Raw genomic sequence first — 14,963 nt, 5'->3', positions numbered from 1 at the left:
GAGAGCGACACATGAAAATCATGACCTGCCCGCTCAACGGGCCGCGCAACATCAGCGAGTTCACCTACGGCGGGGAATTCAAACACATGCCCGACCCGCAAACCTGCAGCGACAGCGAGTGGGCCGATTACGTGTTCAACAGTGAGGACACGCTGGGCGTGGTGCGCGAGTGGTGGATGCACACCCCCTCCAGCTACTGGTTCCTGGCCGAGCGCCACACTGGCAGCGACGAGATCATCCGCACCTTCGACCCACGCGAACTATTTACCGTACGTATCGACTTCGCCCCTCTCGCCTCCAAGGAGATCGCAGGATGACCACCCCCGCCCGCCTGCCCGCGCCCATGGGCCTGCTGATCGATCGCACCCGGCCGCTCACGTTCAGCTTCGATGGCAAAACCTATCAGGGCCTGCAGGGCGACAGTATTGCCAGTGCCCTGCTGGCCAACGGTCGCTTCCTGCTTTCGCGATCGTTCAAGTACCACCGCCCGCGCGGCCCGCTGACCATGGCCGGGCAGGATGCCAACAGCCTGATCCAGTTGCCTCACGAGCCCAACGTAATGGCCGACACCGTTGCCCTGCAGGAAGGCTTGCAGGCCTCCGGCCAGAACTTCAACGGCTCGCTGGACAACGATCGGGACGCGTACCTGGGCAAGTTCTCGAAGTTCATGCCGGTGGGTTTCTACTATCGCTCGTTCTACAAGCCCAAGGGCATGTGGAAGGTCTGGGAGCCGATCATTCGCAAGAAGGCCGGCCTTGGCGTGCTGGACCTGACCTTCCAGCCCGAGTACTACGACAAGGCCTACCTGTTCACTGATCTGGCGGTGATTGGCGCAGGACCTGCCGGCTTGCAGGCGGCACTGAGCGCTGCCAATGCCGGCGCCAAGGTGTTGCTGATCGAACAGCAGCCCATCCTCGGCGGTTCACTGGCGTATGCCCGCTTCGATGTCGACGGCCTGCGCGCCGAGCAACTGCGGCGTGAACTGGTCGCTGCGGTAGAAGCACATGACAATATCCAGGTGCTCAAACAGGCGACCTGCAATGCCTGGTTCACCGACAACTACCTGCCGGTGATTCAGGGCAAGCGTTTGTACAAGGTGCGCGCCACACACTGTCTGGTGTGCAGCGGCTCATTCGATCAGCCAGTGATTTTCCGCAACAACGACCTCCCCGGCGTGATGCTGACCAGTGCTGCACAGCGTCTGATCAAGTTGTACGCCGTCAAGCCCGGCAAACGCGCGGTGGTGCTGACCGGCAATGATGACGGTTACCTCGCCGCACTGGATTTGCACGATCAGGGCGTCGACGTGGTTGCAGTGGCCGACATGCGCAGCAGCCCGTCGGACCGGACGCTGCGGCTTGCGCTGGAGAAGCGCGGCATCGTCTGCCACGTGAACACAACGGTCTATGAAGCGCTGCATGAGAAAGGCATGCGCCATGTGAGCGGCGCCGAGCTGCGCAAGATCACCGGCCAGGGGCAGGTGGCGAACAGCGGTTCGCGTGTCGACTGCGACTTGCTGTGCATGTCCGGCGGCTATATGCCGGTCTACCAGTTGTTGTGTCAGGCCGGCGGCAAGCTGGCCTATGACGATGAACAGGCCGAATTCACGATCAGCAGCCTGCCGCAGAACCTGAGCATCGCGGGCTCGGTCAACGGTTACCACGCGCTGGACAACGTGCTGGCCGATGCGGCGCATGCCGCCGCCAGCGTGGTCTCGGCACTGGGCCTGACCTCGGCTGACACCCCAGCCGCGCTGCGCAGCGAAGCGCAGGTCAACTTCGCCTGGCCGATCTTCCCGCACCCTGACGGCAAGGATTTTGTCGACTTCGACGAAGACCTTCAGGTACGCGATATCGTCAATGCCACGCGCATCGGCTATCGCGACATCCAGTTGGTAAAACGCTATTCCACGGTGGGCATGGGCCCGTCGCAAGGTCGTCACTCGGCACTGCCGACTGCAAGACTGGTGGCCGCTTCGACCCAGCGCAGTATCAGTGAAACCGGCGTGACCACAGCCCGGCCGCCCTTCGAGGCCGAGAAACTGGCACACGTTGCAGGCCGTGCCTTTGATCCGTATCGGCAGACACCCATGCACCCGCGTCATGTGCAGGCAGGCGCGAAAATGATGCCTGCCGGGATCTGGCAGCGTCCGGCGTTCTATGGCAAACCCTCGCAACGCGATGCCTGCATGCAGCAGGAAGCGCTGCACGTGCGCAACAAGGTCGGCATCATCGACGTGTCGACACTCGGCGGCCTGGACGTACGCGGCCCCGACGCCGCCGAGCTGCTCAACCGCCTGTATACCTTCGCCTTTCTCAAACAGCCGGTCGGGCGTTCGCGTTATGCGCTGATGACCAACGAGCAAGGCGTGGTCATCGACGACGGCGTTTGCGCGCGCTTTGCCGACCAGCATTTCTACGTCACCGCCACCACCAGCGGTGTGGATCGCATTTATCAGCAGATGCTCAAGTGGAATGCCCAGTGGCGTCTGAACGTGGACATCACCAACGTCACGGCGGCCATTGCTGCGGTCAACGTGGCGGGCCCGGATTCGCGCAAGGTGCTGGAGCAGGTCTGTACCGACCTTGATCTGTCTGCCGCAGGCTTCCCTTATCTTGGCGTGCGCCTGGGCACGGTCGCCGGCATCAAGGCGCGGCTGTTGCGGGTCGGTTTCGTCGGCGAACTGGGCTACGAGATCCACGTCCCCGCTCGTCACGCGCTGAGGCTCTGGGATGCACTTGTCGAGGCTGGCAAGGCCTTCGACATGCGTCCGTTCGGCGTCGAGACGCAACGGCTGTTACGTCTGGAAAAAGGCCACGTCATCATCAGTCAGGACACCGATGGCATGACCCATCCGGCCGAGATCGACATGGGTTGGGCGGTCAGCCGCAGCAAGCCTTTCTTCGTCGGCCGCCGCTCGGTGGACATCCTCGAAGCCCAGCCGCAGAAGCGCAAGCTGGTTGGCTTCACCTTGCCCAAAGCCAGCCCGCTGCCGCTTGAGGGGCATCTGGTGCTCAAAGGCCCGGACATCAGTGGCAACGTGACGTCCTGCGAGTACTCCTCGACCCTGGGCATGATCATCGGCATGGCCTATGCCGCGTTCGACCAGAGCACACCCGGCCAGCAGATTCCGATCCGCGTCGAAGACGGTGTGGTGGTTCAGGCAACCGTCGTCAAACTGCCGTTCTTCGACCCTGAAAACCAGCGCCAGGAGCTCTGACCCATGACCAGCCTTATCCAGAACAGTCCTGTCGGCGCCAACCCGCGGGCCTTGTGCACACTGCAAGACCTGACCGATCGGCCACGCGTGGGATTTCGCGGCACGCAAAGCGCTGACTACCTGACGGCACGCGGTTTCAGCCTGCCCGAGGCACCGAACCGCGCCATCACACAGGCGGACGGCAGCCATGTCGCACGCCTTTCGCAGACCGAATACCTGCTGCTGGGCAGCCCGCTGGATGACGGGCAGCGCATCGCTGATGAAGAAGCTCGCTGGGAGCTGGACCACAGCGCCAACTACCTGCTGCCGCGCGAAGACAGCCATGCCTGGCTGCAACTGAGTGGCCCGTGCATCGCCGAGGTGATGGCCAAACTGTGTGGCGTGGATCTGCGCCCGGGGGCTTTTGCTCCCGGTTCGGTGGCGCAGACCTCGGCAGCGCGCATCAATGTGATCGTCATCAACCTCGGCGCGCAGGCCGAACCCTGTTTCCAGATCCTCTTTGACCGGGCTTCACTGGCTTACTTTAAGGACGCAATGCTGGATGCCATGACCGAGTTTGGAGGGCGCTACCTATGAACAACAGGTTACTGCATCAGTGAGTAAAGGTCGTTTCGTGCTCATGAACGACAACAAGTGTCTGTTACCGCCACGCCACCTAAAGAATGCTGGCATAAAGCCGTTGAACTCTTGGTAGACCATAAGAGCGCCCTTCAGGCCAACGCCTCGGGGCGCAGACTGCACCCATGCAGCGCCCAACACTTGCGGCAGTAACGGACATCCCGGAGCTCGAATGAATATCAAACAAAAATTGACGTGGGCGTTCGCAGTCATTGCGTGCTTGCCCATATTAGTCGTCGCCGCCATCGTGGTCGTGAACCTGCGTGACAAGGCGACCAGTGATTTCGTGGACAGCAGCGCGCGTGAAATTCGCCAGGTCGACAACGCCATGCAGCTGTTTTTCGACGGCATTACGCAGAACGTCAATTACATCGCGGCGCACCCGCTGATCGCCGGGGCGAGCGACGATTTCCGCAACTACATGGGCGCAACGCCTCCTCCGCAGTCCGAGAATGACAGGCAGGCGACCGAGCTGTTCGCCAGTATCGCCAAGGCTCACCCGGCCTACTCCTACGTCTCTTATGGTCTGATCAACGGCAGCTACATCATGACGCCGGAAGACCCGAAAATGAGCAACTACGACCCGCGTGTGCGGCCGTGGTACAAGACTGCAATGGCCAATGCCGGCAAGACTGTGCGCAGCGATGCCTATTACTGGGCCAACGACGATGCTGTACTGGTCAGCACCATCCGGGCGATTCCCAACAAACTGGGCAACCCTGGCGGCGTGGTCAATATCGACGTATCGCTCAAGCAGCTGACCAACATCGTCAAGCAGATCAAACTGGGCGAAAGCGGCTATCTGATGCTGATGGAAAAGAACGGCACGGTGCTGGTCGATCCCAAACAGCCCGAGCACAATTTCAAGAAACTGGGTGAACTGGGCGACGGCTTCAGCGAGCTGGCGAAAACCGCCAGTGGTCTGGTCGAGGTGACACTCAACGGCGAACGTTACATGGCCAACGTTTACTCGTCCGAACAACTGGGCTGGAACTTCATCGGCCTGATCAAACAGGACGAAGTGATGGCCTCGGCCACCCGCCTGACCTGGTTGATCGGCATCATCGCGGCGGTGCTGGCGGTGGTCTTTGCGATTGTCGGTGCCAGTTTTGCCCGCGTTATCGTGCGTCCGATCCACAGCGTTTCCAGCGGCCTGGAAGGCATCGCGGGCGGTGAAGGCGATCTGACTCAGAACCTCGCCGTGCGCGGCAAGGATGAAACCGCGCAACTGGCGGGCTGGTTCAACAAGTTCCTGACCGCGATTCGCAGCCTGATCCAGCACATCGGTCAGGCCGCCGGGAAGATTCTCGAAGCCTCACACAGCTCGACACGTGTCTCCAACGACATGGCCGAAGCTGCTGGCCGGCAGCGCGAAGCGGTGGATATGGTCTCCACGGCGTTTCATGAAATGGTCGCCACCTCCAATGAAGTCGCCCGCTCCTGCAGCCAGGCCGCCGACTCGGCAGACAACGGTCAGCAACAGGCGCGTGAAGGTCAGCGGCAGATCGACGATGCGGTGCGCAGCGTCGACCAGCTCAGCGAAGAACTCACCCGCTCGGCCAAGGACATGACGCAACTGGAAAAAGACAGCGCAGGCATTCAGTCGATCCTCAACACCATCCGCTCGATTGCCGAGCAGACCAACCTGCTGGCGCTCAACGCCGCCATCGAGGCAGCACGTGCGGGCGAACAGGGCCGCGGCTTCGCCGTCGTAGCCGACGAAGTCCGCGCACTGGCCAAACGCACCTCGGACTCGACCGCCGAAATCGACAGCCTGCTGGGCAACCTGGCCAAACGTACTGCCTCGGTGGCGCAACAGATGCATGCCAGCCTCGACGTGTCGCAGCAGTCGGTGACCAAGATCGGACAGGCACGCAGCAGCTTCGGGCAAATCCGTGAGTCAGTGGATGTGATTCGCGACATGAACACCCAGATCGCAACTGCCGCCGAAGAACAGCATCAGGTGGCCGAAGACATCAACCGGCACATCAGCCAGATCCATGGTGATGCGCAGTTGATCGCTCAACTCTCGGACTCGGCCCGCGCGGATTCCAGAAGTCTGGAGATGCTGTCCAGCGAACTGGACGGCCTGGTACGCAAGTTCAAGACCTGATACCGCGCACACGGAGCGTGAGGAACGATGGGCATCCCCTATCGTGCCCATGCTCCACGCGGGCATGCCGTTCTGGACGCAGCAGGTGATCTAATCTCCGTCCCTCTCAAACCATTCAGTCAGAAAATCCAGAAAAGTGCGCAGCGTTGCCGACTGGTGGTGCCGCGAAGTGTAGATCGCGTGTATCCCCAGTGCCCGTGGCTGGTACTCCGGCATCAGGGCGATCAGCTTGCCGCTCGCAATCAGCGGCGCTGCCGAATGCACCGGTTGCAGGCTGATACCGGCGCCCGCCACTGCGGCCTCCAGCAGCACCACTGAATCGTTGGCACTCAGGTTGCCGCCGACCGGCACACTGAGCGGCATCTGCTGGCGGGTAAATTCCCAGAGGCTCTTGCCGAAGTACGAATAGGTCAGGCAGTTATGGGCAGTCAGTTCCTGCGGCCTGGACGGCGTGCCGTGCACGGCGAGATAGGCTGGAGCAGCGCACACCACCGAAGCGCACTGCCCCAGTGGACGGGCAATTACATTGGGGTCCAATTGATTAGTGATGCGGATCGCCAGATCGATTCGCTCGCTGACCAGATCCACGGCCTCGTTACCGATAAGCAGGTCTGCCGAGGTGCCGGGATAGCGTTGCAGGTAAGCCGTCACCGCGGGTGCCAGAACGGCCAGGGCCAGTGACTGCGAACAGGCGATGCGCAGCATGCCGCGCGGCTCGTCGACTTGCGTATCGGCCGCCAGCGGCACCGCGTCGGCAAGCTCGACCAATTGCTGACAACGCAACAACGTCACCTGCCCGGGGGCGGTCAGGCCGAGCTTGCGCGTGGTCCGGTGCAGCAATCGTGCTCCGGCCCAGCGCTCCATCTGCGCCAGATACCGCGTGACCATTGCCCGAGACATATCCAGCGCCTCGGCGGCGGCAATGAGGCTGCCCCTGTCGTTGATGGCGATGAATACCCGCGCCGCTATGATCCGATCCACGATTCGTCCGATATAAGCAATCAATAGTTGCCAATACTGAGGCTTTTGTTTCAGCTGAGGCAACCTAAGATAACCACCTCAGTCCTGCCCGAACGAAGGTCGTACCCATGTTGCGTAAATCCCTGCTTGCCCTGTCCTTCGCTGCTCTGTTCCCTCTCGCAGCCCAGGCCGCCGCCCCCTTGGCCATCGAGGTGTACAACCCGGCTGAAAAAGCCGTCTTCCCGGTGTCATCCGAACTGATCACCGGCAAGCATGACGCGGTGCTCATCGATGCGCAGTTCCAGCGCAACGACGCCGAGGCCCTGGTGCAGAAGATCAAGGCCAGCGGCAAGCAACTCACCACGGTCTACATCAGCCACAGTGACCCGGACTACTACTTCGGTCTGGACGTCATCAAAGCTGCGTTCCCCAAAGCGAAGATCGTTGCCAGCGCGCCTACCGTGAAGGCGATCAAGGCGTCGATGCAGGGCAAACTTGCCTACTGGAGCCCGATTCTCAAGGACAATGCGCCAGCCAGCCTGGTTGTGCCGGAAGTACTCAAGGGCGACCACCTGACGCTTGAAGGCCAACCGTTGCAGATCAAAGGCCTGAACGGCCCGGCCCCCGAGCGCAGCTACGTATGGATTCCCTCCCTCAAGGCGGTAGTCGGTGGTGTCGTGGTCTCCAGCGGCATCCATGTCTGGATCGCTGACACGCAAAGCACGAAATCGCGTCAGGACTGGCTCGCGACACTCAAGGGCATCGAGGCGCTGAAACCGGCCACCGTAATTCCGGGTCATTACCTGGGCAAGATTCCGTCAGGCACCCAGGCTGTGACATTCACCGCCGACTACCTGAAGTCCTTCGAAGAACAGGCCGCCAAAGCCAAGGATTCCACCACCCTGATCGACGCCATGCACAAAGCCTGGCCGCAACTGGCCGAACCGGCTTCGCTGGAGATGAGTGCAAAAGTCATCAAGGGCGAGATGAAATGGCCGAATTGATCCGGCACCTGTAAGGCCCCGGCGGAGCGCTGCGAATATCGGCAGGGGCCAGGCTTTTTAACTGCGCGGCGCACATGCACTCAGCTATGGTCAGACGCCCATATCAGTCGCTATGCTGCGCCCATGAACGCGCCTTTGAAAATCCGTAACCCTTGCCCGCCCGGCGCTTGCGACTGCAAGCGCGAGCTGCTGGACGCGGAAGATGCAGACCTGCGGATTCTGCTGCTGTCCCGCGACGCAGAGAAAAGCCTGCTGGATCGCCTGGAGCGTATCGACAGTCTGGAAGACCTGGAGCACATGCAGCGCAAGATTTTCCAGCAACTGGGCGTGCGTGTCGACGTCGCGCCGGGCTTCAATGAAGTGCGCACCATGCGCGGCATCAGCATTGTCGTCGAGGAAAAGGTCGGGCTGTGTCGCAAGACGCGCCAATCGATACCTGCCGCCATCCGCCGCGCCCTGGAAGCACGTCCACAGATCGCCTATCAGTTGCTCAACGCCAACGACCTGCTGCGCGACGCGTGAGTCTAGACAAAGCCCAGTCAGGCTTTCAGAAACGACAACGCCCGGCCTGAACAGACCGGGCGTCACGTGAACACTACCGCAGGCTGATCAGCAAACCCCAGGCGGGATGCCGTCCTTGTTGAAGTCTTTCAGGCGTTCCTTTTCTTCGGGCGTCGAGTGCGCGGGCACATCGCTTTGCGGTTCCGGTTTTTTCTCGTCTTTCTTGTCAGTCATGGTCGTTGACTCCGCTGGTGGACACTCAAATAAGGCCACGCGCGGCGCATTCGGTTCAGACTGATTGCACAGTGCGGCGCTGATTGACGTTGCATTCCAGTTGTCGGGCCAGGCCCTGCAGATCGAGCAGGGTCGCGCGCCAGCTGCGCTCCTGACTGCCGACGCTGACCAGCGAACGGACCCGGTCATTGACCGAAATGCCCTTGCCGGTACTGGCTTGCCAGCCTTGTTCCAGCATGGCCGGATCGAACTGATTGAAGGCGTCGATCGCATCGACGCGGTTCACGGCAAAACCGAAGCACAGCCGCTCGCCACGCACGATCAATACACGCGACGCTTCGCCCTGGACCTGTGCCCCTTCGCCCAACAGGCTGCTCAGGCAGATCAGCGGCACCTGTTCGCCGCGCAGATTGAACTGTCCCAGCAAATGCGTTTCCGGCTGCGACAGGCCGATCAGTTGCTGCGGCATGCTCATGATTTCCACGATCTGGCTCAACGGTGCGACGAAGCGGGTCGGCGCATCGAACAGCAGGCAGGCGTGGCGCAGCATGGCCTTGGTCACATCGTGCGAGGCCTGGGCAGGTTTGACGTCGTGTTGGTAAACCTGGGTGTAGCTTTTGACTTCCGGACGCTGCAACAGCATCGGATGATCAAGCAACAAGGCTTGCTGCCCCTCCTCCAGGTTCATTACCCCGGCGAGCAGCTCTGGATGCGGCAGGCCATAGCCCGGCGCCGCCAACAGACTGTCCGGATCCTGACGCTGAATGGCGACCATGCGGTCGTAGCCGAACCCGCAGACCCGCCCGTCCGGCGCAGTCAACAGCAGCAACTGCGGCTTGGACGTCTGACGCTGGTGGTCCAGGCCAAGCACTTCGGACAGGTTGAGCGCCGGGACCTTGGTGCCACGCACCGAGGTGACGCCAAAGCAGCAGTCACTGGCAAAATCCGACGCCGTGATCTCGGGTTCGTCCACCAACTCGGTCACAACGCTGGCATCGATACAGAAGTTACGGCCGTCGCACTCGAACACCAGGTAATGCAGCAAACGGTTCTTGGCGGCCAGCGCCTCGTCCTTGAGCACTTGCGCGTTGGGATCGGCAGCGAACAGTACGCCTGGCAAACCACTCATGAAGGCAAGATCAAGCTTGTAGATCATCCGCGACTCTTCAGAGCCGAGCAGCAGAGAGGGCAGCAGCCCGACAGCGCTGCCCTCGGGCCCCAGTGGGCTGAACTGAGAATCACGGGCCTTGAGAATGTCGCACACCGCATCGATCGCCAGCCCGAGGTAACCGCCGCCATACTTGAGAATCGCGACCAGTGGCGTCGGCGAAGACATATCGCCGCCCTCCGCCAGTTGAGCCCGCAGGTCGACCAATGGCACCGGTTTGCCACGCAAGGTAAACACCCCGCGCAGCGCTCCCCGGGTCAACGGATGGGGATTCAGATCAGCGGGCCAGTGCACGGCCTCCATCAACGCATCGGCAACCACCGCCAGATACACGCCATTGATCTGCACGACGCCATAGGCATTCAGGCTGCTCATGCAGGTTGTCCGATGGATACCTTGTTCAGCGTTTCGGTATAGCCAGTCAGGTTGGCTTTATGCAGCTCGACAATCAGGGTCTCGACTTCCTGCGCCGACAGGCGTTGCTTCTCGGTCGCCGTGTTGATCCCGTCGATCGCCTGAGTGGTCTGCATCACGCCTTCCACGATGTGTTCGAAGGCTTCGCCGGCACTGCGCGAAATCTCGTTGCCCGACTCGATCCGGCTGACCGTTTCCAGAATCAGCTTGTTGATTTCCTTGGTCGCACGCGAGGACTTCTCGGCCAGCTTGCGCACCTCGTCGGCGACTACCGAAAAGCCCAGGCCATGCTCACCGGCCCTGGCCGCTTCGATGGCCGCGTTGAAGGCCAGCATGTTGGTCTGACTGGCGATCTCGCTGATCACCTGAATGATGTCCTGAATGCCCTCGGCGGACTTGGCAATCATGCCCATCGCGTCGGACGCCTTGACCAGCGTCTGCGAACCGGAACTGGCCTGCTCACGCGTCATTCTGGCCAGATCGGTGGCTGTCTCGGTGCTTTGTGCGACGTAGGAAATGGCGTTCATCAGTGCTTTCACCGACTCGCCCATGGCGCGGGTCTTGGCCTCTATCGCCTGTTCCATCTCGACTTGACGGGTAATATCAGTGGCGAATTTCACCACTTTGAACGGCAAGCCGTCGTGGTCGAAAATCGGGCTGTACGTCGCCTGAATCCAGATTTTCTGCCCGTACTTGCTGACACGCATGAAGCGCCCGGAGTAGAACTCGCCCTGCCCCAGCCCGTGCCAGAACTCACGGTACTCGGTGCCGCGCACATACTCTTCCTCACAGAAGATACGGTGATGCTTGCCTTTGATTTCCAGCAGGCCATAACCCAGCGCTTTGAGGAAGTTGGCATTGGCGGTGATGATGTTGCCGGCCATGTCGAATTCGATGACGGCCTGGGCGCGGTCGATGGCATTCACCTTGCCCTGGTCCTCGACGCTGGTTTCCTTGGCCACAGTCACGTCGAGCGCGAACTTGACGATCTTGTAGGGTTTGCCCTGTGCATCGAAAATCGGGTTGTAGGTGGCCTGAATCCAGATCTCCTTACCGTCCTTGCGCTTGCGCTTGTATTCGTTGGCGTCGTACTCGCCGCGCCCCAGCTTCTCCCAGAGCTCACGATACTGCAGGCTGCTGACGAATTCCTCGGAGCAGAACATACGGTGGTGTTCACCGACGATTTCATCGAGTTCGTAGCCGAATACCGCCAGAAAATTGCGGTTGGCGTGCAGCACCTTGCCCGTCAGATCGAATTCGATCACCGCCTGAGAACGTTCGATGGCCGTCACCTTGCCTGCGGACTCAGCCTGACGAATGCGGCTCTCGGTCACATCGTTGGCGAACTTCACGACCTTGTAAGGACGACCATCCGGGTCGAATATCGGGTTGTAAGTGGCGCTGATCCACAGCTCGCGACCATTCTTGCCGATGCGCTTGTATTCCCCGGAGTCATACTCGCCACGTTCGAGCTTGGCCCAGAAGGCACGGTAGGCCGGGCTGTTAAGGTAGTCGTCTTCGCAAAACATGCGATGGTGCTGGCCTTGAATCTCATCCAGACGATAGCCCAGGACCTTGAGAAAGTTTTCGTTGGCGTTGAGCACGCGACCGTTCAGGTCGAACTCGATGATGCCCTGCGAGCGATCGATGGCCGCGACCTTGCCTTCGTACTCGGCATTGGACTTGCGTTGCGCAGTGACGTCTGTGGCGAACTTCACCACCTTGAACGGGTTGCCCTGCTCGTCGAACACCGGGTTATAAGTCGCCTGCAACCAGATCTCGCGCCCGTTCTTGCCCAGGCGCTTGTACTGCCCTTCGTCGAAAGCGCCCTTGCCGAGTTTTTCCCAAAACGTCACATATTCGACGCTGGATGCATGTTCCGGCGTGCAGAACATGCGGTGATGCCGACCTTGGACCTCATCCAGCCGATAACCGACGCAATCCAGAAAATTGGTATTGGCCCGCAGGATATTGCCATCAAGATCGAACTCGATCATCGCCTGGGAGCGGTCAATGGCCGTCATCAGCGAGTGAAGATCAAGTTCCAGCCCGGCCTTGTCCCTGTGGGTGGTTTCAATTGTGGTCGACATGTGGAAATACTCTGCGAGTAAGCATCTATGGAAGTATTGTTATAAAGCGCCGGTTTCCGCGAGCCCTGTCAGACACACCGATGTGTGGACTATGGAGGCTGCCGATCAAGCCGGTTAATCGTCTTTCTCAATGCCGTCCATAGCGCAAACTGCAGTTCATCAGCGTCGGATGGAATGACCGACTCCACTTGGCAGGTAGCTGTAGCATTAACATCGGCATCAAACGGAACAGCTTTAGGGCAACTGGTTCGCCACCACACACACAGACACCCCTTGGCCTGGCCGGTAGTCGGCTAAGCGCGCCTGGTACACCATTCCTTTACCTGCTTTGAACAACTCGCCGTCATCAGTAATAGAACCAGATGACAAGAATGACTGCGCCAGTCCAGCCCAGGGTCAGCAAGAAGGAAAGTCCAGCAAGACGCGGATCCATGGAACTCCTGTTCTGGAAGGCTTGGATAAGCAGAGCGCAGCATACGTAGGCCTATATCGGCCGGATCACTGACATATCAATTATTTTCGTCACACTGGAGCACTGTAGACGCAGGGGTCTTGCTCTGGATCAACGTCTGATAACCTTGAAGCCTATCACTTCGTGAAAGACGCTCTTCGCAGAGGCAGACATGGCCATGATTTTCCCAGTCGAACCACTACGACCCGAGGATCGTTTCGACGCCTGGCAGGAGGTTGTGAGTTCGACGTATGGCCTGGTCGCCAGCCAGCCCCTGAACGAAGCGCCGTTTGACGGCAGACTGAACGTCAGGGGTCAGGGTAGCGTTACTTTCACCCGGATCCAGTCATCCCCCCTGCATTACCGGCGCTTGCAGCAAGACAGGGAAAGCGATCACTTCCTCCTCACGCTCTCTTTGTGTCCCGACGCGCTTGTCGTGCAGAACGACAGGGAGTCCCGGCAAGGCGCTGGCGATATCGTCCTTTACGATAGCGCACAGCCTTACGCATGCCGTTACCCCGAAGGGGACGATCAGATTGTCCTGACGGTGCCCCGCAAGCTGTTGCTGCAACACATCCCCAGTGCCGAACGACTGGTGTGCCGGACGCTGGATGGCCATTCGGCATTGGGTCGTGTTGCCGCCGTCGTGTTGACCGAAGCCTGGAACGCAGAGGGTTTATCGGACCCGCTGAGCGAACGACTCAATGCATCACTGCTGGACGTACTGTCTACCGCCTTCGACTCGGTGTTTGGCGACACCGATATCCGACGTCAGTCTCATCAAATGCAGCAACTGCAGCGCATCAAGCAGTTCCTGCTGAATAATCTGCCCGACACAGGGCTGACGGCCGAAAACATTGCCTTGGCGACTCATGTCTCCCCACGCACACTCAATCGACTGTTCGCACAGGAAGGCACTACGGCCATTCGCTGGCTCTGGCAGCAAAGGCTTTCGGCGTGCCATGACGCACTGCTCAAACGCCACGTTCGCCGGGTCAGCGACGCTGCGCTGAATTTCGGCTTCACCAACCTCTCGCATTTCAGTCGAGCCTTCAAAAACGCTTATGGCATTCCTCCCCAGCAGTTGCTGGAGCCACGATAAGACGACTGGCGTCTTCGGCACAGCGATTGACCGTTCAGGCAAAGCACGCCGCATCCGAGTCGATCAGTATCACCGCCCTACTGACGGCGCTTTCTGCGCGCCGTGCCAATGAACGGTGATGAAGGCAAACCTCGATGACTACCCACCCCGATAAAACGCTGCGCCTGATCTTTCCCCAGTGGCAGGGCGGCAACAACGCACCTTATCATTTTGGCGCACAACTGCTGGCGTGGCTGGCACCGGACACGTCAGGGCCTGTCGAGCACGTGGCCGTAACCGAACCCGATGATCAACCTCTTGAACTGGAAAACGGCATTATCGCCCGCCATGCGTTGCTCGCGCAGCTCGACCTTGCACGGCAACTGATCGACCGGCATCAGCCGGACCGGCTGGTGGTTCTGGGTGGCGACTGTCTGGTCGACCTCGCGCCATTCGCCTACCTGAACGAACGTTACGACGGTGACCTTGCGGTGCTGTGGGTCGACGCTCACCCGGACGTCATGACACCCAGAGACTTCCAGCATGCGCATGCGATGGTCATGGGCAATCTGCTGGGCGAAGGTGACAAGGATTTCGTCGACGCGGTGAAACGCCCTGTCAAGCCGGCCAATGTGATGTATGCAGGCCTGCAGGAGACCCTCGAGGGAGAAACCGCGTTCATCAAACGTCTCCGGCTGCGCAGTGCCGGTGCCCAGGCGCTGGCCCACTCCAGCGAGCCGGTGCTGCAGTGGCTTGAGGACATCGGGGCAAGGCACCTGGCGATCCATCTGGACCTGGACGTGCTGGACCCGGCACTGTTTCGTTCTCTGCTGTTTGCCCAACCCGGTGTCCCGGCCAGTGACTTTGAAGGCGTTGCTCAGGGCAAGATGACTATCGAGCAGGTCGTCCGCTTGCTGACAGACGTCGCCAGCGTCGTGGACGTGGTCGGACTTGGCATTGCCGAACACCTGCCATGGGATGCTCTGGCGTTGAAGAACATGCTGATGAAACTGCCGCTGCTCGGCGACCGGGCTGCCAACCCATGAGTCTTACTCCTGAATCAGCGGATAAAATTCAATTTATGCATACTCATCACATAAATAATTATT

11 protein-coding genes and 3 pseudogenes are annotated in these 14,963 nt (G+C 60.2%); 9 read left to right on the top strand and 5 right to left on the bottom strand.

Annotation, left to right across the window (positions count from 1 at the left end):
• Positions 1-11: 11 nt before the first annotated feature.
• The 5 genes and pseudogenes from KUIN1_RS11655 to KUIN1_RS28635 all read left to right on the top strand — a co-directional run bounded on the left by KUIN1_RS11655 (position 12) and on the right by KUIN1_RS28635 (position 5,951).
• Positions 12-317: a sarcosine oxidase subunit delta gene (locus KUIN1_RS11655; RefSeq protein WP_024638459.1), complete on the top strand. Its 306-nt coding sequence runs from the start codon at positions 12-14 to the stop codon at positions 315-317.
• The gene (locus KUIN1_RS11650; protein WP_116865887.1) at positions 314-3,220 is read left to right on the top strand and encodes a 2Fe-2S iron-sulfur cluster-binding protein; all 2,907 of its coding nucleotides are present in this window, start codon (positions 314-316) and stop codon (positions 3,218-3,220) included. The genes KUIN1_RS11655 and KUIN1_RS11650 overlap by 4 nt, the downstream gene beginning before the upstream one ends.
• A gap of 3 nt (positions 3,221-3,223) precedes the next feature.
• Entirely contained in the window at positions 3,224-3,796 is a 573-nt protein-coding gene (locus KUIN1_RS11645; RefSeq protein ID WP_003407283.1) for a sarcosine oxidase subunit gamma, read from the top strand.
• Between the two features lie 214 nt (positions 3,797-4,010).
• Positions 4,011-5,093 (top strand): annotated as a pseudogene (locus KUIN1_RS28640) (HAMP domain-containing protein); the annotation flags it as partial.
• A gap of 90 nt (positions 5,094-5,183) precedes the next feature.
• Complete coding sequence (locus tag KUIN1_RS28635) at positions 5,184-5,951, top strand: methyl-accepting chemotaxis protein (protein WP_370661140.1); 768 nt, start codon at positions 5,184-5,186, stop codon at positions 5,949-5,951.
• A 90-nt stretch (positions 5,952-6,041) separates the two neighbouring features.
• Here the strand turns inward: KUIN1_RS28635 and KUIN1_RS11635 are convergent, their stop codons facing one another.
• Positions 6,042-6,932: a LysR family transcriptional regulator gene (locus KUIN1_RS11635; protein ID WP_232060023.1), complete on the bottom strand. Its 891-nt coding sequence runs from the start codon at positions 6,930-6,932 to the stop codon at positions 6,042-6,044.
• Positions 6,933-7,039: 107 nt separating this feature from the next.
• On the opposite strand from KUIN1_RS11635, the gene KUIN1_RS11630 reads away from it, so the two are divergent.
• Together KUIN1_RS11630 and KUIN1_RS11625 are read left to right on the top strand one after the other, a co-directional pair.
• Positions 7,040-7,915, top strand: coding sequence for an MBL fold metallo-hydrolase (locus KUIN1_RS11630; RefSeq protein ID WP_116886829.1), 876 nt, complete (start codon positions 7,040-7,042; stop codon positions 7,913-7,915).
• Positions 7,916-8,038: 123 nt separating this feature from the next.
• Entirely contained in the window at positions 8,039-8,437 is a 399-nt protein-coding gene (locus tag KUIN1_RS11625; protein ID WP_024642887.1) for a hypothetical protein, read from the top strand.
• Positions 8,438-8,524: 87 nt separating this feature from the next.
• On the opposite strand, the gene KUIN1_RS28255 is transcribed toward KUIN1_RS11625, so the two are convergent.
• The 4 genes and pseudogenes from KUIN1_RS28255 to KUIN1_RS28625 form a co-directional block, all read right to left on the bottom strand.
• A complete protein-coding gene (locus tag KUIN1_RS28255; protein ID WP_003315538.1) occupies positions 8,525-8,650 on the bottom strand; it encodes a hypothetical protein in 126 nt (41 codons plus the stop codon).
• 55 nt (positions 8,651-8,705) lie between these two features.
• Entirely contained in the window at positions 8,706-10,193 is a 1,488-nt protein-coding gene (locus KUIN1_RS11615) for a chemotaxis protein CheW (RefSeq protein ID WP_116886830.1), read from the bottom strand.
• Positions 10,190-10,657, bottom strand: a pseudogene (locus KUIN1_RS28630) (methyl-accepting chemotaxis protein); the annotation flags it as partial. The gene KUIN1_RS11615 and the pseudogene KUIN1_RS28630, both read right to left, overlap by 4 nt.
• Positions 10,658-10,864: 207 nt before the next feature.
• A pseudogene (locus KUIN1_RS28625) lies at positions 10,865-12,229 on the bottom strand (PAS domain-containing protein); the annotation flags it as partial.
• 716 nt (positions 12,230-12,945) lie between these two features.
• Here KUIN1_RS28625 and KUIN1_RS11605 point away from each other — a divergent pair.
• Together KUIN1_RS11605 and KUIN1_RS11600 are read left to right on the top strand one after the other, a co-directional pair.
• Positions 12,946-13,875: a helix-turn-helix domain-containing protein gene (locus KUIN1_RS11605; protein ID WP_058399470.1), complete on the top strand. Its 930-nt coding sequence runs from the start codon at positions 12,946-12,948 to the stop codon at positions 13,873-13,875.
• Between the two features lie 134 nt (positions 13,876-14,009).
• Positions 14,010-14,900: an arginase family protein gene (locus KUIN1_RS11600; protein ID WP_116886831.1), complete on the top strand. Its 891-nt coding sequence runs from the start codon at positions 14,010-14,012 to the stop codon at positions 14,898-14,900.
• Positions 14,901-14,963: the final 63 nt, after the last annotated feature.

The sequence above is a fragment of the Pseudomonas sp. KUIN-1 genome, from assembly GCF_009176725.1.
Classification (GTDB): domain Bacteria; phylum Pseudomonadota; class Gammaproteobacteria; order Pseudomonadales; family Pseudomonadaceae; genus Aquipseudomonas; species Aquipseudomonas fragariae.
This window is presented reverse-complemented; position numbering and strand designations above follow the sequence as displayed.